Source organism: Kineosporia rhizophila (assembly GCF_021277265.1).
In the GTDB taxonomy this organism is placed as follows: Bacteria; Actinomycetota; Actinomycetes; order Actinomycetales; family Kineosporiaceae; genus Kineosporia; species Kineosporia rhizophila.
In genome coordinates this window covers 14,230-35,697 of the sequence record NZ_JAJSOH010000002.1, presented here as the reverse complement: position 1 = coordinate 35,697, position 21,468 = coordinate 14,230, and the positions used below count along the sequence as shown (strand labels likewise).

At 69.6% G+C, this 21,468-nt stretch carries 21 protein-coding genes; 4 read left to right on the top strand and 17 right to left on the bottom strand.

The window, feature by feature from the left end:
• Nucleotides 1–60: 60 nt before the first annotated feature.
• Nucleotides 61–564 (top strand): hypothetical protein, encoded by a 504-nt coding sequence (locus LWF15_RS03570; RefSeq protein ID WP_232808890.1) that lies wholly within the window; start codon nucleotides 61–63, stop codon nucleotides 562–564.
• A 7-nt stretch (nucleotides 565–571) separates the two neighbouring features.
• Here the strand turns inward: LWF15_RS03570 and LWF15_RS03565 are convergent, their stop codons facing one another.
• Nucleotides 572–1,021 carry a hypothetical protein gene (locus tag LWF15_RS03565; protein ID WP_232808889.1) on the bottom strand — a complete coding sequence of 150 codons (450 nt, stop codon included), beginning with the start codon at nucleotides 1,019–1,021 and terminating at the stop codon, nucleotides 572–574.
• 253 nt (nucleotides 1,022–1,274) lie between these two features.
• Here LWF15_RS03565 and LWF15_RS03560 point away from each other — a divergent pair, with 253 nt between their 5' ends.
• Nucleotides 1,275–1,733: an Hsp20/alpha crystallin family protein gene (locus LWF15_RS03560; RefSeq protein ID WP_232808888.1), complete on the top strand. Its 459-nt coding sequence runs from the start codon at nucleotides 1,275–1,277 to the stop codon at nucleotides 1,731–1,733.
• A gap of 67 nt (nucleotides 1,734–1,800) precedes the next feature.
• On the opposite strand, the gene LWF15_RS03555 is transcribed toward LWF15_RS03560, so the two are convergent.
• From LWF15_RS03555 to LWF15_RS03545, 3 genes are all read right to left on the bottom strand, one after another.
• Nucleotides 1,801–2,301 (bottom strand): RidA family protein, encoded by a 501-nt coding sequence (locus tag LWF15_RS03555; RefSeq protein WP_232808887.1) that lies wholly within the window; start codon nucleotides 2,299–2,301, stop codon nucleotides 1,801–1,803.
• 44 nt (nucleotides 2,302–2,345) lie between these two features.
• The gene (locus tag LWF15_RS03550) at nucleotides 2,346–3,086 is read right to left on the bottom strand and encodes a neutral zinc metallopeptidase (RefSeq protein ID WP_232808886.1); all 741 of its coding nucleotides are present in this window, start codon (nucleotides 3,084–3,086) and stop codon (nucleotides 2,346–2,348) included.
• Between the two features lie 111 nt (nucleotides 3,087–3,197).
• Complete coding sequence (locus LWF15_RS03545; protein WP_232808885.1) at nucleotides 3,198–4,139, bottom strand: DMT family transporter; 942 nt, start codon at nucleotides 4,137–4,139, stop codon at nucleotides 3,198–3,200.
• A gap of 41 nt (nucleotides 4,140–4,180) precedes the next feature.
• On the opposite strand from LWF15_RS03545, the gene LWF15_RS03540 reads away from it, so the two are divergent.
• Complete coding sequence (locus tag LWF15_RS03540; RefSeq protein ID WP_232808884.1) at nucleotides 4,181–4,675, top strand: MarR family winged helix-turn-helix transcriptional regulator; 495 nt, start codon at nucleotides 4,181–4,183, stop codon at nucleotides 4,673–4,675.
• Between the two features lie 18 nt (nucleotides 4,676–4,693).
• Here the strand turns inward: LWF15_RS03540 and LWF15_RS03535 are convergent, their stop codons facing one another.
• The 12 genes from LWF15_RS03535 to LWF15_RS03480 all read right to left on the bottom strand — a co-directional run bounded on the left by LWF15_RS03535 (nucleotide 4,694) and on the right by LWF15_RS03480 (nucleotide 17,673).
• Nucleotides 4,694–6,214: a sulfatase family protein gene (locus LWF15_RS03535; RefSeq protein WP_232808883.1), complete on the bottom strand. Its 1,521-nt coding sequence runs from the start codon at nucleotides 6,212–6,214 to the stop codon at nucleotides 4,694–4,696.
• 183 nt (nucleotides 6,215–6,397) lie between these two features.
• Nucleotides 6,398–8,047, bottom strand: a complete 1,650-nt coding sequence (locus LWF15_RS03530) for a sulfatase family protein (protein WP_232808882.1) — start codon at nucleotides 8,045–8,047, stop codon at nucleotides 6,398–6,400.
• 384 nt (nucleotides 8,048–8,431) lie between these two features.
• Entirely contained in the window at nucleotides 8,432–9,433 is a 1,002-nt protein-coding gene (locus tag LWF15_RS03525; protein WP_232808881.1) for a hypothetical protein, read from the bottom strand.
• A gap of 109 nt (nucleotides 9,434–9,542) precedes the next feature.
• A complete protein-coding gene (locus LWF15_RS03520) occupies nucleotides 9,543–10,679 on the bottom strand; it encodes a hypothetical protein (protein ID WP_232808880.1) in 1,137 nt (378 codons plus the stop codon).
• Between the two features lie 109 nt (nucleotides 10,680–10,788).
• Nucleotides 10,789–11,337: a hypothetical protein gene (locus tag LWF15_RS03515; protein WP_232808879.1), complete on the bottom strand. Its 549-nt coding sequence runs from the start codon at nucleotides 11,335–11,337 to the stop codon at nucleotides 10,789–10,791.
• 134 nt (nucleotides 11,338–11,471) lie between these two features.
• Nucleotides 11,472–12,218, bottom strand: a complete 747-nt coding sequence (locus tag LWF15_RS03510; RefSeq protein WP_232808878.1) for a carbon-nitrogen hydrolase family protein — start codon at nucleotides 12,216–12,218, stop codon at nucleotides 11,472–11,474.
• Nucleotides 12,219–12,236: 18 nt separating this feature from the next.
• Nucleotides 12,237–12,575: a hypothetical protein gene (locus LWF15_RS03505; protein WP_232808877.1), complete on the bottom strand. Its 339-nt coding sequence runs from the start codon at nucleotides 12,573–12,575 to the stop codon at nucleotides 12,237–12,239.
• A 150-nt stretch (nucleotides 12,576–12,725) separates the two neighbouring features.
• Nucleotides 12,726–14,951, bottom strand: a complete 2,226-nt coding sequence (locus tag LWF15_RS03500) for an NADP-dependent isocitrate dehydrogenase (protein WP_232808876.1) — start codon at nucleotides 14,949–14,951, stop codon at nucleotides 12,726–12,728.
• 98 nt (nucleotides 14,952–15,049) lie between these two features.
• Nucleotides 15,050–16,024: a GGDEF domain-containing protein gene (locus LWF15_RS03495; RefSeq protein WP_232808875.1), complete on the bottom strand. Its 975-nt coding sequence runs from the start codon at nucleotides 16,022–16,024 to the stop codon at nucleotides 15,050–15,052.
• 127 nt (nucleotides 16,025–16,151) lie between these two features.
• Nucleotides 16,152–16,472 carry a GntR family transcriptional regulator gene (locus LWF15_RS03490; protein ID WP_232808874.1) on the bottom strand — a complete coding sequence of 107 codons (321 nt, stop codon included), beginning with the start codon at nucleotides 16,470–16,472 and terminating at the stop codon, nucleotides 16,152–16,154.
• Nucleotides 16,473–16,476: 4 nt separating this feature from the next.
• Nucleotides 16,477–17,064, bottom strand: coding sequence for an isopentenyl-diphosphate Delta-isomerase (gene idi, locus LWF15_RS03485; RefSeq protein ID WP_232808873.1), 588 nt, complete (start codon nucleotides 17,062–17,064; stop codon nucleotides 16,477–16,479).
• 102 nt (nucleotides 17,065–17,166) lie between these two features.
• On the bottom strand, nucleotides 17,167–17,673 hold the full coding sequence (locus LWF15_RS03480) for a MarR family winged helix-turn-helix transcriptional regulator (RefSeq protein ID WP_232808872.1): 507 nt from the start codon (nucleotides 17,671–17,673) through the stop codon (nucleotides 17,167–17,169).
• A gap of 87 nt (nucleotides 17,674–17,760) precedes the next feature.
• On the opposite strand from LWF15_RS03480, the gene LWF15_RS03475 reads away from it, so the two are divergent.
• The gene (locus tag LWF15_RS03475) at nucleotides 17,761–18,960 is read left to right on the top strand and encodes an FAD-dependent monooxygenase (RefSeq protein WP_232808871.1); all 1,200 of its coding nucleotides are present in this window, start codon (nucleotides 17,761–17,763) and stop codon (nucleotides 18,958–18,960) included.
• Nucleotides 18,961–18,988: 28 nt separating this feature from the next.
• Here LWF15_RS03475 and LWF15_RS03470 read toward each other — a convergent pair whose 3' ends face one another.
• On the bottom strand, nucleotides 18,989–21,271 hold the full coding sequence (locus LWF15_RS03470; RefSeq protein WP_232808870.1) for a transglycosylase domain-containing protein: 2,283 nt from the start codon (nucleotides 21,269–21,271) through the stop codon (nucleotides 18,989–18,991).
• Between the last annotated feature and the right edge of the window lie 197 nt (nucleotides 21,272–21,468).

Genomic DNA, 21,468 nt, shown 5'->3' with positions numbered 1-21,468 from the left:
GGATCCCTCCCGGTGCGTGTGAGATCCGTTCCACCGCAACCCTTGATCGAGAGCAATCTGATGACGCCAAGTTCGAGCCCGGTCACCGCACCCATGGACATGGTTCGCATCGTCCGGCAGGGCCGTCACGCCGCCTTCGAGCAGGTCTCCTCCGCAACCGAATTCGCCCGCCCGTCGGCCCCGCCCGATCGTGCGGCGGTGATCAGGGAGCGTCTGGCCGGTGAACGGGACCAGCTGCGGCGGCTGCGCCGGGCCCTGCCTGATCTGGCCGACCGGTCGCAGCGCTTCGAAATCGAAGAAGAGATGCGCGTTCTCGCGGGGAACATCCGAGCCGGGCGGCAGGCTCTAGAGCGGCTCGGCGCGCTGGGGTCGGCCTCCGCCTGGGGCCCGTCCGACTTCGTGCCCGGAGACGATGCGCGCCTCGGAACCACCTGGGGCGAGGTGCTGCACATCGGCCCGGCCGGGCTCACCCTCCGGTTGGACCAGTCGTCCGAGCAGTCCGTCGAGTACGCCCGCATCACCGGCCGCCGTCGCGACGGGCGCGAAGACGTGCACAAGGCCTGAGCCTCCCTCAGGGCCGCGCCTCGTGCCCGGCGCGCCCGTGGGTACGCCGGTCCTCCTTCATCCGGGCCTCGAACAGGTGCCGACGCCCACCCACCAGCTCCTCACGCGCCGTGCGTTCCAGCTCACGGGCCAGCGACCAGTAGCCGTCGTCGTAGTCCTCGACCACCTGGAACGTCCATCGGCCGGCGATCACGTTGTGCCCCACCAGCTCCTTCTCGATCCGGTCGGCCAGCTCGGGGTGCCCGGCGGTGCGCAGCGCCTCCACCGCCTCCCCGAACTGAAGATCCGAGCGTCCGGTGATCTGGTGGAACGCGTACAGGTGCCCTCGGGCCTGCTCCAGCGTCTCGAGCGCCTCGGAGAGCTTGCCCAGCGCCTCCACCGTCGCGTCGCTGACCCCTTCCGGCACCCGGTGGGCCTCGTCCGGGCCGGTCGGCTGGGGGGCTGAGTTGATCGTCACGCCCTATCCGTAGCCCGCTCGCCCAGCCCTCGCCCGTCGATCTTGCCCCTCCGCACCCGGGCCAGGTCCAGCGTCCAAAATCCAAAACAAGCCCTTGACCTGGTCAAACGTCAGTGAGCAGCCGACTGGGCGAAAAGTTGAGCGATAAGGGCTCAACTTCGGAATGCATCGGCGCCCGATCGGCGTTACCTTCTTCGTGCGGCCCGGAAGAGGGGTCGCGAGAACGAGATGCTTCGAAGGAGCGTGAGTCGAAATGGCTCTTCCTGTGCGTTCGGGCGACGCGGTCGTGCGGTGGGATCCGTTCCGTGAGTTCGGCGACATGCAGCGGCAGTTCGACAGTCTGGTCCAGTCCGTGTTCGGTCCCGCGGGCCGCGAGCAGGCCGAGAGCCGGCGTCCGTGGCGCCCGCTGGCCGACGTGAGCGAGACCGACAGTGGCTACGTGCTCAGCCTCGAGGTGCCCGGTTTCCGCCGGAACGAGATCGAGATCAGCGTCGAGGGTGACACCCTCACTGTCGGTGGCGAATACGCGCAGTCCGAAGACGGTGAGCAGCGGCACGCCCGTCGGGCCGGGCGGTTCCAGTACCGCACCCTGCTGCCGAAGGGCGTGGCGGCCGACCGGATCGGTGCCTCCCTGGCCGACGGTGTGCTGCAGGTCTCCATCCCGAAGACCGGCGAGACCGCACCCCGCACCATCGAGATCACCGAGGGCTGACCGAAACCCTCGAACAGACAAAGGATGCCCGACCTCGCCACCGAGGTCGGGCGTCCTTTGTTGTGGGTCAGGGGGTGTTCGGGTGTAGCTCCACGGTCAGCAGCACTTCGTAACAGTTGCCTCGGGCCAGGCTGGTGACGCCCATGTTCGCCCGGGTCACCGCCCCGGCCTCCCCGAAGACTTCGGCGAGTACGTCGGACACGCCTTCGCCCACTTCGTGGTGGCGGTCGAAATCCGGTGTGGAGGCCACGAAACCGAGCATCTGCACCGGGGCCAGCACGTGGTCGAGCGAGCCGACGGCCAGGCGGATCATGCCCAGACAGTTGGCGGCAGCCTTACGGGCAGCCACGTAACCCTGCTCTACGGTGAGGTTCTCGCCCAATCGTCCCGGATTCAGCACGGTGCCGTCACGGTCTTCCGGGGTCATGCCGCCCAGGATCAGCAGAGAACCGGTGCGATGGAAAGCCTTCAGTTGCTTGCCGTAGCGCGCCCCGTACGGCGGGTCTGAGTAATCGGGGACGATGTGCTCGAGTCGGTCTGCGCGCGCATCGGGGCCGTCGGTCTCCATGAGCGAACCCTAGCCATTGGATCCAGCTATTGGAAGAATGGATCCTAGGACGAGAGGCAGCTGGCCAGGGCACTGCCGTTGCCCTGAGTGCCCTCGTAGCCCTGGGCGAAGGCCTGGGTGCGCTGCTGCCCGGTGCCGTGAGCGCCCTCGGCGAACCACGGGATGCCCGGCTGATCGCCGACCGTGGCCAGGGAGGTGAGCAACTCGTCGATGTCGCCTTCCTCCACGGCCAGCACATCGGCCCGGACCGAGTCGCCCAGATAGGCACCGGCCATGCAGTCGGCCTGCAGTTCGTGCTGGATGGTCAGGCGGTGCTGGATGCCCAGCAGGTCCTGCACGGCGTGCGCGTACTCGTGGCCGATCAGGTAGTACACGAAGGCGTCGCCGATGGCCTGGTACTGACCGGCGATGAAGTTCTGGTCGTAGGCGATGAAGTTGCCCACCGGGCAGAAGAAGGCGTTGTTCAGCACGAAGGGCTCGCCGCCGCAGTCGCCGTCGCCCTCCTCGTCGTAGGGGATCACTCCCTGGACCGGGGTGAACTGCCCGCCCTGGGACTCGAAGAACGACTCCCAGTAGCTCTCCGAGGTCCGGATCGAGGTGTCGATGTCGGTCTTCAGCTCGTCGGCGCCGGACTGGGAGCTGCCGCCGGAGTCGGGGCCGGTGCCCACCGAGCCGTCTTCGGCGTAGGCGCACGCGGACAGCAGGAGCAGGGCGGTCAGGCCGGCCGAACCGAGCCGGAGAGACCTGCTCCGGCTGGCCGGCCGCACACGACGCAAGACGCTCATATCGTCCGAGAGTAAGTCAACCAAGATCGAACGGCGACCCGAAGGACTCAGAGGCGCCGATCGTCCTCAGGTCTTCGGTGGTTCTCCGGCGCGGGCCCAGGCCGCCTGCGATCACTGCCTTTTCGCGGGTGCCCCGGTCTCCACCGAGGTGGGCTCGGAGGGGGTGCCCGCGGGTGCAGTGCGCCGTCCGGTGAGCAGGCGCCGGGCGATCGGCTGGCCGAGCAGGATGCCCAGGACGACCAGGGTGACCCCGACGATCTGCCGCACCCCGAACGGCTCGGAGGCCAGGAGCACCCCGAGCACCACCCCGGACACCGGGTTGAGCAACCCGATCAGGCCCACGGTGGCGGCGTCCAGGCGTTTGAGGCCGTTGAACCAGAGGGTGAACCCGAGGGCGGTGGCCACGAAGGTGACGTAGCCGTACCCGGCCAGGCGCTCGGCCGTCATCGCCGGGGGAGCGCCCTCCACCGCGATCGCCACCGGCAGGATGATCAGGCCGCCGGCGATCAGCTGCCAGGAGGTCAGCGCCAGAATGTTGATCTTCGGGCTCCAGCGCTTGGTCAGGATCGCGCCCAGGCTGGAGAGGATCATGGCGGCCAGGGAGGCCAGAACACCGCGGTAGTCGATGCCCTCCCCGCCGTAGTTGCCCAGCAACATCACGGCTACCCCGGCGATCCCGACCACGGCGCCCACCACCGCCAACACCTGCGGCCGCTCGGCCAGCAGGGGCCAGGCCAGCAGCATGAGCATCACCGAGGAGGTGGCCATGGTGGTCGAGGCGACGCTGGTGGGTAGAAGCTGGGCAGTGATGTAGATGAGGGTGAAGAACGCCCCGAAGTTCAGTGCCCCAAGCACCAGCGATCGCCACCACCAGGAGCCCTTGGGTAGCTGTCGGGTGATCAGCAGGAGGAGCAGACCGGCCGGCAGGGCACGCAGGGCCCCGCCGTAGAACGGATGGTCCGCAGGGAGGGTGTGGCTGGTGACGTAGTACGTCGAGCCGAAGACGATGGGGGCGACGGCGGTGAGCGCCACCCAGCGGACGTTAGCTTCCATGGAAGCTAATATAGCTTCCCGGGAAGCTATATAGTCGGCCGATGAGCACGCCTGATCATGTGGCCCGGGTGATGGCCGAATGGTCCCGGGAACGACCGGATCTGGATTCCAGCCCGGTCGCGGTGATCGGCCGCCTGCACCGCCTGGCCAACGCGCTCACCCAGGAACTGGTGCAGGTGTACCGGCAGTTCGGTCTGACCGAGGGGGAGTTCGACGTCCTGGCTGCCCTGCGCCGGGTGGGAGAGCCGTTCGAGCGGGCGCCGGGCGAGCTGGCCCAGAACACCATGGTCACCACCGGGGCGATGACGAAGCGGCTGGACCGGCTGGTCGAGGCGGGGCTGGTCTCGCGGCGGGTCAGCGAGGTGGACGGGCGGGGCCGGGTGGTGGCGCTGACCCCGCAGGGGCGCGAGCTGATCGACCGGGCGTACACCGCGCACATGGCCAACGAGCAGCGACTATTGCAGCATTTCAGTCCGCTGGAGAGGCGCACGCTCGAGGAGCTGCTGACTCGCTGGCTGGGCCGGTTCGAAGGCTGAACCGGCCCAGCCAGGGGGTCAGGTCAGTGACTGGGCCTTGAGGCAGGCGGCCTGCCGCTTGCACTTCTCGGCCGCCTCGAGCTTGCGGTGCAGGCTGCGCAACTTCTTCTGGGACAGCTGGTTCACCACGTTGCGCCGCTCGAGCGGGTCCTTCTTACGGTCGTAGTACTCCCGCTCCCCGGTGACGTACTCGACGTACAGCCACGACTTGCCGCGGATGGCGGTGTAGTCCGGTGGGTTCGGGCTGCGGAACACCTCGCGGTCCGGGTCGTTCGGGTCGACCAGCGGGCCCCGGTGCTCGATCAGCACGTACTGCCGGCTGTTGGTACCACCCCGCCAGAGCGGGGCCAGGCTGCGGCCGTCGGCCTTCTTCGGGCGCGGGGCCCCGGCCAGGTCGGCGAAAGTCGGCCGCAGGTCGATGCTCTGGCCCAGCGCGGACACCTTCTGGCCGGCCGGGACGTCCGGGCCGGTCACCACCAGGGGCACGTGGATGTCGGTGTCGAACGCGGTCATCTTGCCCGAGACCAGGGCGTGCTCACCCATGTGGTAGCCGTTGTCGGAGGTGAACACGATGTAGGTGTTGTCCTCGACCCCGCTGCGGCGCAGCTGGCCCTTGATGTCGACGATCAGGTCGCTGACCGACTGCACGGTGCGCAGCCGCTGGCGGTACTGCTCGTCCATCAGCTTCTTCTGGGCCTTGGTCAGTTTCCGCGCGCGCATCCAGGCCGAGGGGTTGGTGTTCGCCTTGTCGTACGACTTCCCGCGCGGCACCTTGGCCTTCTTGAACAGGCCGGCGTGGCGGGGGGCCGGGATGTAGGGCTTGTGCGGGGTGAAGGTGGAAAGTTCCAGCAGGAAGGGCTGTTCGCGGGCCGCGGAGCGCCGGATGAAGTCCTGGCCGCGGCGGGAGATGACGTCGGTCAGGTAGTCCTTGGGCTTGCGGCCGTAGTGCACGACCTCGCCGTTCTGGTTCAGGTTGTAGTTGAAGCCCGCGTAACCGCTGGCCGCCAGCGACCATTCGTCCCAGCCGGCCGGCTGGTTGCCGGACGGTGACTTCGTGCTGCCCGGCTGGTAGTCGTTCAGGAACTTGCCCATGATCGCGGTGCGGTAGCCGGCCTTGCGCAGGTCGCTGGCGAAAGTGTCCTGGTCCAGCTTCTTGTCGCGGAAGGCCTGGTAGCCGCCGTCGGGGGTGCCGTTGGTCCAGATCCCGGTGTTGTGCGAGTAGCGGCCGGTCATGATCGACGTGCGGGAGGGGCAGCACAGCGAGTTGTTGACGAAGTAGTTCTCGAACGTGGTGCCCTGCTGCTGCATCGTGCGGACGGCCGGGATGTGCTTCAGCAGGTTCATCGACAGGTCGTCGGTGAGCACGAGAACGATGTTGGGGTCGCCGTTTCCGCCGGCGGCGGGCTGGACCACCGGCTGGACGAGCGGTTCCTCGGCGGGCCGGTCGACGATCGACGTGGTGGCCGGCGGGGTGCCGCAGGCCACCAGGGCGGTGATCAGAAAGCCGGTCAGGGGCAGGACCCGCCACGGGTTGCGCACGGTTGCGCACCTCCTTGTGCCGCCACCGCGGTAGCGGTGCGGGTGAGAGTGTCAGGGGGACTCCAGATTAGTCTACTAATCTGGTAGAGAATGTGGGACGTGGGCAAAAGTTCCGGGGGCCCCGGTGAAATTCCGGAACCCCCGATGGGGATCGGCCGAAAACTCCTGGTGGGGAGCCGGAGATCAGTTGGCCGAGGGCAGACCGGCACCCAGCGGGGTGCTCGATGCGCTCGGCGAAGGGGTGGCCGTGGCCGAGGGCGAGGTGCTCTCCTCGAGCAGCTCGTCGGCCTTCGCCTTGGCCCGCCTCCGGGCCTGCCGCAACTCCGAGACCGAGGCCGGCTCGGCGTGGGCGTGGGTGCACTGCTCCTGCCCGGCGCACTGCCGGACATCCTTGAGCCGGCGGTCCAGGGTGAGCAGGCGCTTCTTGGTGATCTTCCCGACGATGTTGTTCATCTCGTACGGGTCGCTGGTGAGGTCGTAGTACTCGCGCTGGCCGTTGTTGTACTTGACGTACAGCCAGTCCCGGTGGCGCAGGGCGGCGTAGTTCGGCGGGATGGGGCTGCGGAAGATGCCGGTGTCCGGATCCATCTTGTCGACCTCCATCCCCTTGTGCTCCACCAGGAGATGCTGCCGGTCGTTGGTGCCACCGCTCCACAGCGGGGCCAGGCTCTGACCGTCCACGCTGGCCGGCACCGTGGCCCCGGCCAGGTCGCCGAAGGTGGAGCGCAGGTCGATGTTCGAGCCCAGGTCCTCGACCTTCACCCCGGCCGGGACGTCGGGACCGGTCACCACCAGGGGCACCTGGATGTCGGTGCTGAACGCCGTCATCTTCCCGGAGATCAGCGAGTGCTCACCCATGTGGTAGCCGTTGTCGGAGCTGAACACGATGTAGGTGTTGTCGGCGACGCCGCTCTCGCGCAGCTGGGCCTTCACGTCGGCGATCATCTCGTCGATCGAGAGCGTGGTGCGCACCCGCTGACGGAACTGCTCGTCCATCTTCTTCTTGCGCGGGCCGGTCAGCTTCTGCGAGGCCATCCAGCTGGGGGCGTTCTTGTTCTTCTTGTCGTACGAGGCCACCCGCGGCGCCTTGAGGTCGTTGTACAGGTTCTCGTGGCGCGGGGCGGGCACGTACGGCTTGTGCGGCGTGAACGGGGCCAGCTCGAGCATGAACGGCTCGCCCTCGGCGGCGGCCCGCTTGATGAAGTCCTGGCCGCGCTCGGAGATCACGTCGGTCAGGTAGTCCTGCTCGGCCCGGCCGTAGTGCACGACCTCGCCGTTCTGGTTCAGGTTGTAGTTGAACCCGGCGTAGCCGCTGGCCGCCAGGGCCCACTCGTCCCAGCCGGCCGGGTTGTTCGCCGAGGGTTTCTTCGGGGAGCCGGGCTGGTACTCGTTCATGTACTTGCCCATCATCGCCGTGCGGTACCCGGCCGCCTGCAGATCGGTGGCGAACGTGTCCTGGTCGAGCGCGCGGCCCTTGAACATGTAGTACCCGCCGCCGGTGGCCGCGGTGTTGGTGATGATCTCGGTGTTGTGCGGGTAGCGGCCGGTGAAGATCGTGGCGCGCGAGGGGCAGCACAGCGAGTTGCTGACGAAGTAGTTCTCGAAGGAGGCGCCCTCGTCCTGCATCGCCTTCACCGTCGGCATGTACTCGACGAGGTTCGTGGCAAGGTCGTCGACCAGGACGAAGACGATGTTGGGCTTGGACCCGGAGGCCGCCACCGCCGCCTGGTCGCCCTCGACGCTGCTCACGCTGGGTGTCGGGGGCGCACTGCAGGCGGCCAGGACAGCCACCGTCAGGCCGGCCACAACGGTCACCGCGCGTTTCTTCAGCATCTCGCACCTTCCGCAGCCGTCACCGCCGGCCAAGGTCAGCCACCGGGTCGGGTCGCGTCAATCAGGGGGAGTGGCAGCCTAGTCGACCGCATAAGTCACGATTGGCGCCACAACTCGCTCGAACCCTTACTGCACCGCCCCGGATCGGCGGCGGCGCGGGTTCTTCACCGCCGGGAGACCCTCAGGGTCGTTCATCGGAATCGGTGCAGACGCGCTGAACTGCGCCGATGGCGCAATGTGAGGGAAGTATGAGAGCCCGGTGAGAAGCTGTGAAGAGCCTGAGAACGTGGCGATCGTCACGTGGCCGACCGGGTGAACGGTCGAGCCTAACTCCCGTTGATCAAGAACGCACTCCGACCGTTAACCGGCCGTTCAGTCCGAGGCTCAGCTCCTGGCGACGCGACGGGTGGTGGCGTTCTCCTGGATCCGGTAGATGCCCGGGCCCACCGTCAGGTAGAAGCTCGTTCCGTCAGTGACCGGGCCGCTGATCCTTTCGGGGCTGCCGCTCTCGTCCGCCCGCCCCGGCAACTGCACCTGCGTCCACGACGAGCCGTTCCAGCGGTGCACGGTGTGGCGGTCGTCGGCCGTGGGCGAGGCCGAGGCGTGGGTGGCGACCACGGCGATGCTTTCGTCGGTGGCGGCCGCGAGCTCACCCGGAGACTCGATCTCGGTGGTCTCGCCGGTGGCCGGCGTCAGGCGCACCACCGTGCTCGGGGAGGAACCGTCGGGGGCGGCGGCGAGGCTCCAGACCACCGAACTGGGGGTCAACGTCATGCCCGAGAGCAACTTCGGCCCCTCGCCCGCGTCGTACAGCGCCTGGGTGGTGCGCCCGTCGTCGGTGACCAGCAGCAGGCGCCCGTGACGGTAGACCAGCGTGCGCTCACCGTCGCTGACCACGTAGGGAGTGCTCTCGTAGCCGCCCGCGGGCAGCTGGAGCAGTTCTCGCCTCACCCCGCCCCGCAAATGCTGCACCAGACGGTCGTTCTGGTATCCGATCCAGCCGCGGGGGGTCCAGGCGACCAGCTGTTCCGGCGTGCGCCAGGCTTTTTCCCGGCCACTGGCCAGGTCGAGCCGGTGCAGGGTGATCCCGGGGCCCGCGTCCTCGGTCCAGCGCAGGACGCGGCCGTGCAGGTCGGTGTAGTTCTCCCGCCAGCCCTGGCGCAGCCGGGCCTGGGCCACCTGGGTCAGGGGCGCTCCCGGGCGTGCGGCGAGGATGGTGGCGTCATTGCGCAGTACCGCCAGGCGGCCGGAATCGAAGCCCAGGATGGTCAGTTCGGCGGGCCGGGCCGCCGCCGGGCCGGGAGCGGTGAGGCTGGGCAGCAGGGTCGCCAGCAGCAGACCGGCCACCCCGGTGCGAAGTCGCCGCCCGCTGGTGCGCGCCGTCATCCCGGTCTCCCGTCTTCTCGGCCAGTGCGACAAACTAGGCCTGACCGGCGAGTAGTTCTGTGGCGTGTTCGGGGGAGGGGTGGCTCGGCCGATCCGCCCGTGAGCGCCTTCAGTACCCGCTCCAGCAGCCCATGCCCAGACCGTCCGGCCAGCCGCCGACCGGGGTCAGGTTCAGGCTCCCGCCCGGTTCCGGTCCCAGGTCACCGATCACCGGACCGCTGCCGTCGGCCGCCTCGGCCTGCAGGACCCAGGTGTAGCAACTGGGGGGCACTGCTCGGCCGGAGTGGTCACGGCCGTCCCAGCGAAAACCGCCGATGGTGCCGAAGGGAGCCTTCGACTGCAGGGTGGCGAGCGCCGAACCGGAGCCGAGCAGGGTGAGGCGCACGTTCGTCAGTGGCTTGGACACGTCGAAACGCGGCTTCCAGGGCTTCCCGGCCTCCAGTTCGGTGGACAGTTGCGACGAGATCAGCCAGGGGGCCTGCCTTCCCGGGGTGAACGGCAGGTTCTGCACCCGCACGCGCCCCTGGGCGTCGATCCCGGCGACTTGGCGTCCCTCGACGGCGTAGGGCGGCCGCAGAGCCAGCTTGTACCGGCGTGGTTCGGCCTCGCCGAGATCCATCACGTGCACGCTGCCGTCGTCGGCCGTCCAGGAGAGCGTGGCGTAGTTCAGCCGGAGATCCCGGACCCGGCGACCGGCCGGGACGGTTCGGCGCTCGTAGCCGAGGTTCCCGAGGATGTGGATCCGCCCTTCGGTGTCCAGGTAGGCCGATCGCGGGCCCCAGACCGCCACCGGCCCGGCCGCCCCGCTGCGGGCCAGGATCTTCTTCACCGGGCCCTCCGGGTTCAGGTACCGCTGCCGCACCTGCCCGTCGTCGGTCGACCAGACCACGTGCGGGCCGAACAGGTCGGTGTCCGACGTGCCGGTGCGCAGCATCAGCCGGGCGCCGTTCCTCGGCGCAGCCACGAAAACCGTTCCACCGACCAGCGAATAAGACCCGGACTGCTTGATCCGGTGCTGGCCCCGGGGAGCCGCGGTCAGCGGAATCGCCGGAGCCGGGCCGTGCTTCACGGAGTAGGCGCCGGACGCGGACCGGCGCAGTTCGTGGGTGCCCGAGACACTGACCGCGCCGCTGTCCACCTCGAACAACCGCCCCGCGCTGAGCGAGATGTCGCCTGGGTCGCTCGGCCGGGCGTACCCGCGAGGGGAGGGCGCGAGCAGGCCGAGCGTACAGAGAGCGGCGAACACCCCCGTCGCGAAACGTACCCGCGTTATCCGACCGAACCGCAACCCGACCCCCGTGCCCGCAACCCCCGTTGGGTGCTGCCACGGTACTGGGCGCAGTCGTCCTCAGCGGCTAGGCACTCGGAGGTTCGGCCCGATTGTCGGTGTGGCGCAGCGAAAGCGCGTCCGGAGCGGGTGGAAGCGGACGGAATCGCGGTGATTGGCCGTTGAGGACGACCAGGCCCAGAGGAGCCGCCTCGAACACGCCGCCGGTGGTGCCGAAGTGCCGCTCATGGAACCGGCGGCCCTTCTCCGTGGTTTCCAGGTGCGTGGTCAGCGCCCCGAACCGCGACCCGGGCAGGCCGTTGAGGTAGCCGTGCTCGATCAGCCGGCGCAGTGCCCCGTCCACCGTGTGCACGTCGAGACCGAGCAGGTCGCCGAGCACCCGGGCAGGGGCGCGGGGCGGGCCCAGGGCGCTCTGGCCCTTCTCGACGGCCCCACTGTGGACGACCAGAAGCAGGGCCTGGAGCAGCAGTTCGCGCTCGGCCGGGGCCAGCCTTCCGTAGGCCCGGCGCCGGGCCGCCTGGTGCAGAACCAGGGCCAGGACCAGGAGCAGGAAGGAGGTGGTGGCGACCGCGAGCACGCTGGAGCCTGAGTCCTCGAGCCAGCTCTCGTCGGCCATGAACATCCCCGTCGTCCGCAGGTGTTGTCCCGTCCGAGCGTAAGACACCAGGGGCGCGTGAGGCGATGGACGACATCGCCCGGACAGCGGATCGGAACAAGGGGTTAACCCCTCCGGCTGCAGCGGCGCGCTGATCAGGAGCTGAGGGAAGCCTCGGTCAGTGTGCCGAAGACGATCTCGGAGTCCCTTCCCGCGGCCCGGGCGAGGACGGCGCCCTGCGGGGACCAGATGCCTGATCCGCCGGCCGAACGCCGACCGAGAGGCGAGCCACCCAAGTTGGCCGCGATCGTCCAAAAATTGTTGTCGGCTGCCCGGGAGGCCATGCGCTGGTCCAGTTCGCGCTCCTCGCCCTCGGTGAAGATCACCGAGGCGGCGTACGCGTGGGCGCCCGCGGTGCGCAGGGTTTCGGCGTGCTGCGCGAATGCGGTGTCGAAGCACACCGCCAAGCCGACGCTCCAGTCGGCCACCGGCACGACGACCGGCTCGTGCCCTGCGTCGAAGATGTCTGATTCGGCGCCGTGCAGGTGGCTTTTCGGAGCGACGACGTCCGGGCCGTTGCCGCTGAGGGCCAGCGAGGCGAGGTAGCGGCGCTGGCCGACCCGGACGGGGACGCCCACAACCACCACGGCCCCGGCTGCCCGGGCGCTCTTGCGCAGCCGGTCCAGACGGGCGTCGCCCGGCGCGAACCACAGCCGGGGGTCGTCCAGCCGGTCGAGGTCGTAACCGGTCAGCGACAGTTCCGGGAACAGCACCAGGCGTGCACCGCCTTCGGTGGCCTGGGCGAGCGCTGTCTCGGCGGCTTCCAAGTTGGCCTCGACGTCGCCGATCACCGGGATCGACTGGATCGCGGCCACCGTCAGATCGGCCCGTCTCGTGATCACAGGAGCACGATAGGCGCCCTAGGGCCGAGGGGCGCGGGCGGGGCGCAGGCGCTTGGCCGGCAGCCAGGTGTCGGTGACCGTGGCCCGGCCCTCGGGGGAGGAGGTGCTCAGGATGACCCGGCCCCACCAGCCGTCGCCGTCACGCCGCCAGTCGATCAGGAGACCGGCCAGGGGCCGCGCCGGGGCGGCCGGGTCGGTGACCCAGCAGTGCCGGCCGGTGGGCCGGGAGTTCGCCGGGTCGGTCTGGAGCCTCGCCCGGCCGGGGAAGGGGATCTCCTCGGTGGTGAGGTTGTTCTCGATGGCAGCGATCGGCCTGGTCGAGCCTGCGAACGAACTGGGTGCCTGCCGATCCCTCACCGGGCAAGACTCCCACACTCGTTCGCACATGTGTTCGACCGGCCGGGTGGTTCGAATCGGCCAAAAGGCCTGCGGCGGCCGAAAAGCACCGCAGCCCGTGCCCCGGGTGAGCCGGGACACGGGCTGCGGTGACTGACTGTGCGGATCGGATCAGCTCAGCGCGGCCAGAGCCTGGTTGAGCGTCGCCGACGGGCGCATGATCGCCTCGGCCTTGGCCGGGTCGGGCCGGTAGTAGCCGCCCACGTCGGCCGGCTGCCCCTGGACCTGGATCAGTTCGTCCAGGATCGTCTGCTCCTTCTCGGCCAGGGCGGCCGCCAGCGCGGTGAACTTCTCGGCCAGCTCGGCGTCGTCGTTCTGCCCGGCCAGCTCCTGGGCCCAGTACAGGGCCAGGTAGAAGTGGCTGCCGCGGTTGTCGAGCTCCCCGGCCTTGCGGCTGGGCGACTTGTTCTCGTTCAGGAACGTGCCGGTGGCCCGGTCCAGCGTGTCGGCCAGGACCTGGGCCCGGGCGTTCTTCGTGGTCTGGGCCAGGTGCTCGAAACTGACCGCCAGGGCCAGGAACTCACCCAGGCTGTCCCAGCGCAGGTGGTTCTCGCGCAGCAGCTGCTGCACGTGCTTGGGCGCCGAGCCGCCGGCGCCGGTCTCGAACAGGCCGCCCCCGTTGATCAGCGGCACCACCGACAGCATCTTCGCGCTGGTGCCCAGCTCGAGGATGGGGAACAGGTCGGTGAGGTAGTCGCGCAGCACGTTGCCGGTGACCGAGATGGTGTTCTCGCCCCGCCGGATCCGCTCCAGCGAGTAGGCCGTGGCCTCCACCGGGGACATGATCTTGATGGTCAGCCCGTCGGTGTCGTGCTCGGGCAGGTACTGCTCGACCTTGGTGATCAGGTTCGCGTCGTGCGCGCGGGCGGAGTCCAGCCAGAACACCGCCGGGTCGCCGGTGGCCCGGGCCCGGTTCACGGCCAGCTTCACCCAGTCGCGGACCGGCACGTCCTTGGTCTGGCAGGCGCGCCAGATATCACCCGGCGAGACCTCGTGCTCCAGCAGCACGGTGCCGTCGGCGGAGACCACCCGCACGGTGCCGGCCTCGGCGATCTCGAAGGTCTTGTCGTGGCTGCCGTACTCCTCGGCCTTCTGCGCCATCAGGCCCACGTTGGGCACCGAGCCCATGGTGGCCGGGTCGAACGCGCCGTTGGCCCGGCAGTCGTCCAGCACGGTCTGGTACACGCCGGCGTAGCTGCTGTCCGGCAGCACCGCCAGGGTGTCGGCCTCGTTGCCGTCCGGGCCCCACATGTGCCCGGAGGTGCGGATCATCGCCGGCATCGAGGCGTCCACGATGACGTCGCTGGGCACGTGCAGGTTGGTGATCCCGCGGTCGGAGTCGACCATGGCCAGGGCCGGGCCCTGGGCCAGCTCGGCGTCGAACGAGGCCTTGATCGCCTCGCCGTCGGGCAGGGCCGACAGGCCGCCGAGGATGGCGCCGAGGCCGTCGTTGGGGGTGAGCCCGGCGGCGGCCAGCGTGTCGCCGTAGCGCTCGAAGGTCTGCGGGAAGAACGCACGCACGGTGTGGCCGAAGACGATCGGGTCGGAGACCTTCATCATCGTGGCCTTGAGGTGCACGCTGAACAGCACGCCCTCTTCCTTGGCCCGGGCGATCTGGGCGCTCAGGAACTGCTGCAGCGCGGCCACGTCCATCCGGGTGGCGTCGACGACCTCGCCGGCCAGCACCGGGACCGACTCGCGCAGCACCGTGGTGGTGCCGTCGGTGCCGACGTGCTCGATCCGCAGCGTGTCGTCGTTCTCCAGCACCACCGACTTCTCGCTGGTGCGGAAGTCACCGGCGCTCATGGTGGCCACGTTGGTCTTCGAATCGGCCGTCCAGGCGCCCATCCGGTGCGGGTGCACGCGGGCGTAGTTCTTGACCGAAGCCGGTGCGCGGCGGTCGGAGTTGCCCTCGCGCAGCACCGGGTTGACCGCGCTGCCCTTGACCTTGTCGTAGCGGGCGCGGATGTCGCGCTCCTCGTCAGTGCCCGGGCTGTCCGGGTAGTCGGGCAGGTCGTAACCCTGCTCGCGCAGCTCGGCGACGGCCGCCTTGAGCTGCGGGATCGACGCGGAGATGTTCGGCAGCTTGATGATGTTGGCCTCGGCCCGCTTGGCCAGCTCACCGAGCTCGGCGAGGGCGTCGTCGAGCTTCTGCCCCTCGGGCAGCCGGTCGGCGAAGGCGGCGATGATGCGGCCGGAGAGGGAGATGTCCCGGGTCTCGATGGTCACACCCGCCGTCGAGGCGTACGCCTGAACGATCGGCAGCAGCGAGTACGTGGCTAACGCAGGAGCCTCGTCCGTGTGGGTGTAAATGATGGTGGAAGCGTCCGACGCCAACGCTGGCTCTCCGTCCCTGAGTTGTGACTCTGGTCGTCCCCGAGCCTATGGCCTGGGCAGTGTGATGGGTGAGGCGGCGGGCGTGCCGTCGGTCGCACTCAGGTCTCGGTGGCCAGGTCGGGGCGCCAGTTCTGCACCTGCCCGCGGCCCCGGCGCTTGGCCGCCTTCAGCGCCACCTCGGCCCGCAGCATCAGGGTCTGCAGGTCGGCGCCGGGTTCCACGCCGACCACCCCGATCCCGGCGCCGGTGCTGTCCACGCCCGGGGTGGACACCGCCAGGGTGGCCACCGCGAACGTGATCCGTTCGGCGATCCGCAGCGCCGCGGCCTCGTCGATGCCGGGCAGCAGCACGGCGAAGTCGTCCCCGCCGAGCCGGGCCACCACGTCGCTGCCCCGCACGATCTCCCGCAGGATGTCGGCCACCCGGCGCAGCACCTCGTCACCGGTCTCCCGGCCGCACGCCTCGTTCAGGGCGGTGAAGTCGTCGAGGTCGATCAGCAGCAGCGCGGCCTCACCGGCCCCGGGCTGGTCGAGGATGTCGTAGAAGACCTCGGTGAAGGCCTGCCGGTTGGCCAGGTGGGTGAGGGTGTCGGTGATCGCGGTCCGGGCCAGCTCCTCGTGCACCAGGCTGGTGCGGTAGGCCAGCATCACCTGGTTGAGGATGCTGCGGGCGGTCAGCACCACCTCGAGGTCGAGCTGTTCGGGGTGCCCCAGCGCCATCGTCACGTCCGGCGCGACGTGCGGATAGGTGATCATCACCCAGGTGCAGGCGGCGCCCGCCGCCCGGTTGAGCACCTCGTGCACCAGCGGCACGTCGGCGTCCAGAACACCGGTGATGGCCGGGGGCTGTTCGGGGAACGGGCCCAGCCACGGCCCCAGCCCGAAGCCGTCGGCCGTGCGGGCCATCCGCACCGCGCGCAGGCCCGGGGTCTCCTCGGTCAGGTCGCGGATCGCTCCCCAGCCGGCCACCCGGATCAGCGATGCGTCGGTGCCGGGGGTGTTCAGCAGGTCGGCACCGATCCGGCAGACCAGCATGGCCCGGCGGGCGCCGGCCTCGGACGAGGTCACCGGCATGCCGGACCACCCGCCGGCCGAAGTGTGCTTGCGTGCATGGACCCGTCCCCCCGAAGTCTCGACAGACGGCATCGGCTGTCGGACCGGGCCGGGTTGAGGTGGGTCGAGGGCCGGCCACCCTGATGGCTCAGACCTGGTCCAGCCGGCCCTCGACCCGGCCCTGCCGAGGTTCGCCCGACCAGGCCGCCAGCAGGGCCTCGACCTGGCGGTGCACCAGGTCCCACTCTGCGTCGGCGCTCTCGCCGGTGACGTAGTAACCGCCGTCGGCGCGCTGCTCGGCCCAGCCCTCGCGGGCCAGGCGGCGCAGGGCATCTCGCGCCGTGCGCACCGGGTAGCCCTCGTGCTCGAGGTCGGGCGGGCTGGGCAGCGGGGCGCCCGGCGGGAAGTGCCCGGCCTGGATGCGGGCGGCCAGGTGGTCGGCCAGCAGCAGGTGGACGGAGACCGGCATGGACTTATGAACTGCTGCTGGGGCGCAGTTCCGGGCCGATCGCCGCGGCCTGCAGCACCAGCCAGGGGCTGAAGGCGAACGGGGTGCGGCGCACCGCCTCGTAGAGGTCGGGCCAGGCCACCCAGGTGTACTCGGCCACCTCACCCGGGTCGGGCCGGGGCACGGCCGCCGGGTCGAGCACGGCCACGTGCACCGGGCAGAACTCGTTCTCCACCACCCCGCCGGCGTCGACAGCGCGGTAGCGGAAGTCGGGCAGCACCACGCTGAGCGACTCGGCGGGCACGTGCAGGCCGAGTTCCTCACCGACCCGCCGCTCCACCGCCGCCGTGATGTCCTCACCCGGGCGCGGGTGGCCGCAGCAGGTGTTGGTCCACACCCCGGGCCAGGTCTTCTTGCCCAGGGCCCGGCGGGTGAGCAGGGTGCGGCCCTGCTCGTCGAGCAGGTGCAGAGAAAAGGCCAGGTGCAGCGGGGTCTGCGTGTCGTGCACGGTCAAGCGGTTCGCAGTGCCGTTGGGGTTGGTGTCCTCGTCGAGCAGCACCACCAGATCAGCTCCGCCGAGGCTCTGTTCGGTCGGCGGGTTGGTGACGGTCATGCATGCCCTCTCTGTAGGCCGGCCCCGGCACGTGAGTTACGCGCGAGGCCGGAACACCTTTTTCGCTGATTCGGTCCGGATGCGCCACCCGGCGCGCGGGGATCAGTGTTCGTGGGCTGCGGCCATCTGCTGATTGACCTGCGTCAGGGTGCCGGTGAGCAGCGTCAGGGCGCCGGTCAGCTGCTCGAGGACCTCTGGTTCCAGCCCGTCCAGCGTGGCCTCGAGCAGCCGGGCCGGCTCGGTGTAGATCGCCTCGGCCCGGTCGCGGGCCAGTTCGGTGGTGCGCAGGGTGACCTGCCGCCGGTCGGTGTGCTCCCGGGTACGCACCACGTAGCCCGCGTTCTCCAGGCGGTTGACCAGGGCGTTGGTGGCGCCGGAGGTGAGCCCGACGCGCTCGGAGAGCCGGGCGGGGGAGAGCGGGTGGCCCAGCCGCTCGGCCGAGAGCACCTCGACCAGGGCGTTGGCGTCGGTGGTGTGCAGCCCCAGGCCGCGCGCCGAGTGCCGGGCCAGCTCCTGGAACTCGCCGGCGTAGGCCCGCAGTTGGTTCAGCAGATCCAGGCGGGGGCCGGGCCGGAGGATCGGCGGGAAGGGCCGCATCTCCTCGCTCATGAAGGGCAATCTACTTCACGAGATGCAATACTTCACGACTGAGGTAACTTCACCGTGAAGTAATCATCCAGGACGGGAGTGGACGACATGGCGAGAACCGTGCTGGTGACCGGGGGCAGCATCGCCGGGCCGGCGGTGGCCTGGGCCCTACATCGGGCCGGGTTCGCCCCGACGCTGATGGAACGGGCACCCCAGCAGCGCACCGCTGGGCAGAACATCGACATCCGCGACGCCGGGCACCAGGTGATCGAGGCGATGGGCCTGCGTGAGGCGGTGCTGGCCGCCCGCACCGGAGAGGTCGGCACGCGTTTCGTCGACCGGGCGGGCCGCCCCTACGGCGAGCACCCGGCCGAGACCGGGCACGACGGCCCCACCGCGGAGATGGAGATCCTGCGTGGTGATCTGGCCGAACTGCTGCTGTCCCTGACCAAGGACGAGATCCCGCACCGGTACGGCGATCACGTGACCGCGGTCGAGCAGTTCGACGACGGCGTGGAGGTGACTCTGGCCAGCGGTGGGCAGGAGCGCTACGACCTGCTGGTGGTGGCCGAGGGGCGGCGTTCGGCCACGCGGCAGATCGTGTTCGGCGACGAGGTGCGCTGGCGCGACCTGGGCGAGTACATCGCCTACGGCACGATCGACCGCACACCTGAGGACGACGACTGGTGGCGTTGGATGACAACCACCGGTAGCCGTATGGTTTCGTTGCGGCCGGATGCCTACGGCACCATCCGCGCCAACCTGGCCTTCCTCTCCCCGCCGATCGGCCTGGAGACCCTGCCGTTCGAGGCGCAGTTGCACGTGCTGCGGCAGCGCTACGCCGATGTCGGGTGGCAGAGTGAGCGCGTGCTGGACGGTTTCGCGGCCCGGCCGGAGGAGTTCTACCTCGAGCGCTTCACCCAGGTGCGTCTACCGGCCTACACCAAAGGACGGGTGGTGCTGGCGGGCGACGCGGCCTGGGCTTCGGGGCCCTCGGGTATGGGTACGACACTGGCTCTGGTCGGCGCCTACGTCCTGGCCGGAGAACTGGCCCAGGGGTGGGACAACCGGCACCTCGCCCAGGCCTTCGGTGGTTACGAGCGGGTGATGCGGCCCTACGCCGAGAAGGTGCAGGCCTTCCCGCCCGGCGTGCCGCGCATCATCTTTCCCAAGTCCGAGGCCGGGCTCCGGGTGCTCGAGACCGCGCACCGGATCGCGGCCAGCGGCCCGGCGCGCCGACTGGCCCACCGGGCGCTGCTGTCCCGCTCGAGCCCGATGCCCGAACTGCCGGTCTACGCCTCAGTGTGAGCCGGTGAGGTGGTGACGGGACCGGTGGTCAGCGACCGCCGTTCCCGTTACCCCCGCCACCGTTACCGCCACCGTTCCCGCCGCCACCATTGCCGCCGCCGCCGTTCCCGTTACCACCGGGACCGTCGCCGCCACGATCGTCCTTCTTTTTCTTCTCCTTCTTCGGCGGCAGCGGCTTCTGCCCGATCAGGCTGCTGTCCGCGCTGGGGAAGCTCTTGACCTTCTTGCCCTTGAGCGCCGACTCCATGATCTTCTTCCAGGTCGGCGCCGCGATCGTGCCGCCGTACACGTGCGAGTGCCACTGGCCGTTGATCCGCACGCCCTGCATGTACTTGCGCTTGCCGTTCACCGTCTCCGGGCCCACCCACACCGAGGTGGACAGCTGCGGGGTGTAGCCGACGAACCAGGTGTCCTGCGAGTTGTTCGTGGTGCCGGTCTTGCCCGAGGCGTCCTGGCCGCTGGACAGCCGGCCGGTACTGGCCGCCGTGCCGTTGATCAGGGCCCGGCTGAGGCCCAGGGTGGCGGTGTTCGCCACGTTGGCCGGGACGGTCTGCTTGCAGCTGGTCTTCGGGATCTTGACCGCCTTGCCGTTGCGGTCCTTGATCGAGGTGACCGCGATCGGCTCGCAGTACTTGCCGCTCGCGGCGAACGTGGCGTAGGCGTTGGCCATGGTCAGCGGCGACTGGTTGATCGTGCCGAGGACGATCGAGGGCACCGTGTCGGGGATGCCGGTGGTCGCCTTCTCCTCGCCCCACTCGACCGCGGCGGCCCGGTGCATGCCCAGCGCCTCGGCCATCTCGCGCACCTGGCACAGGTCGAGCTTCTGCTCCATCCGCACGTAGGCGCCGTTGACCGAGTTGGCGGTGGCGTCCCAGGCGGTGATGGCCCCGGACCCGCTGCCGTCGCCGGCGTTGTTGAAGTTCCACGTCTCGGTGCTGCGCAGGTTCGAGCCGCAGGCCCGGAACGAGCTGACCCCCAGCGAGCCCGGCCCGCTCTCGATCGTGTCGTTCAGCTTGCGGCCGGACTTCAGCCAGGCGGCCAGCACGACCGGCTTGAACGTGGACCCGGTGAGGAAGCCCGAGGAGCCGCCGTAGGTGTAGTCGGTGGAGTAGTTGACCGTGGTGTTCTGCCGGCCCTTCTCCACGCTGTAGTACTTGTTCTGGATCATCGTGAGCACCTTGCCGGTGCCCGGCTCCACGGTGACCGACGCGGTGGCCACCCGGCTCTTGTCGTCCGGCGGGATCGCCGACTTCACGGCCTTCCAGGCGGCGTTGAGCATCTTCGGCTCGAGGGTGGTCCTGATCGTGTAGCCGCCGCGCTTGATCGCGATCGCCCGGTCCTCCTCGGTCTTGCCGAGGGCCGCGAAGCCGGGGCTCTTGGTGAGCAGGTTGTACACGTAGTCGCAGAAGTAGGCCCGGGTGCCGGCGTTGGCGCAGCCCTGGTAGGTCGGGCTGATGTCGGCGCCGAGCTTGGCGGCCAGCGCCTTGTCCCGGGTCTCGGCGTCGATCATGCCCTGCTGGTACATCTTGGTGAGCACGGTGTTGCGGCGCTGCTTGGCCCGCACGTGCTTCTCGGTCTCGGCCAGGTTGTACTGCGGCGGCGACTGGATCATCCCGGCCAGCGTGGCCGCCTGGGGCAGCGTGAGCTTCTTGGCGGTGGTGTCGAAGTAGTAGCGCGCGGCCGCCTCGACGCCGTTGATCTGCCCGCCGAACCAGGAGATGTTCAGGTACGCCTCGAGGATCTCCTTCTTGTCCATCCGCCGCTCCAGCGCGGTGGCCAGCCGGATCTCCTTGAGCTTGCGCTCGTTGGTGCGCTCCTGGGCGGCCTCGAACCCGGCCTGGTCACCGGCCAGGTAGGCCTCCGCCTTGAGCATGTTCTTGACCAGCTGCTGGGTGAGCGTGGAGGCGCCCTGCGAGACCCCGCCGGAGACCTGGTTGGCGACCACGGCGCGCAGCAGGCCCTTGGGGTCGACCCCGCCGTGCTCGTAGAAGCGCTCGTCCTCGATCGCCACGATCGCGGTCTGCATGAACGGCGAGATGTCCTTGAGCTTCACCGGCACGCGGTTCTCGTCGTAGAACGTCGCGATCAGCGAGCCGTCGGCGGCCAGCACCTTGGTGTTGGTCGGCATCGGGGTGTCGGCGAGCTCGGTCGGCAGCTCGTTGAACGCCTTGATCACGTTGCTGGTGGCCAGGCCCGAGGCGCCGATCGCGGGGACCGCCAGACCGGCCGCGAGGACGCCCGCCACCAGACTCGTCACCACGAAGGCACCGAGCAGACCCAGGAAGTTGAGCGGGCGAGGCTTCGGCGACATACCGCGACTCTAGTGCAGGCATTCTGCCCACCAGAACCAAAGCACTGTTGTATGAGGGTAAATCGGCGGACGGGTGAGGCAGATCGCAGGCATGATGACGGTGCGGGCAGGGCTGCTCACCCAGTGCATCGGGCCGATCGTGAAGAAGTTTCAGTTCGCGTCAAGGCCAGGGCAAGAACCGGCCGCGAAATCGGCGG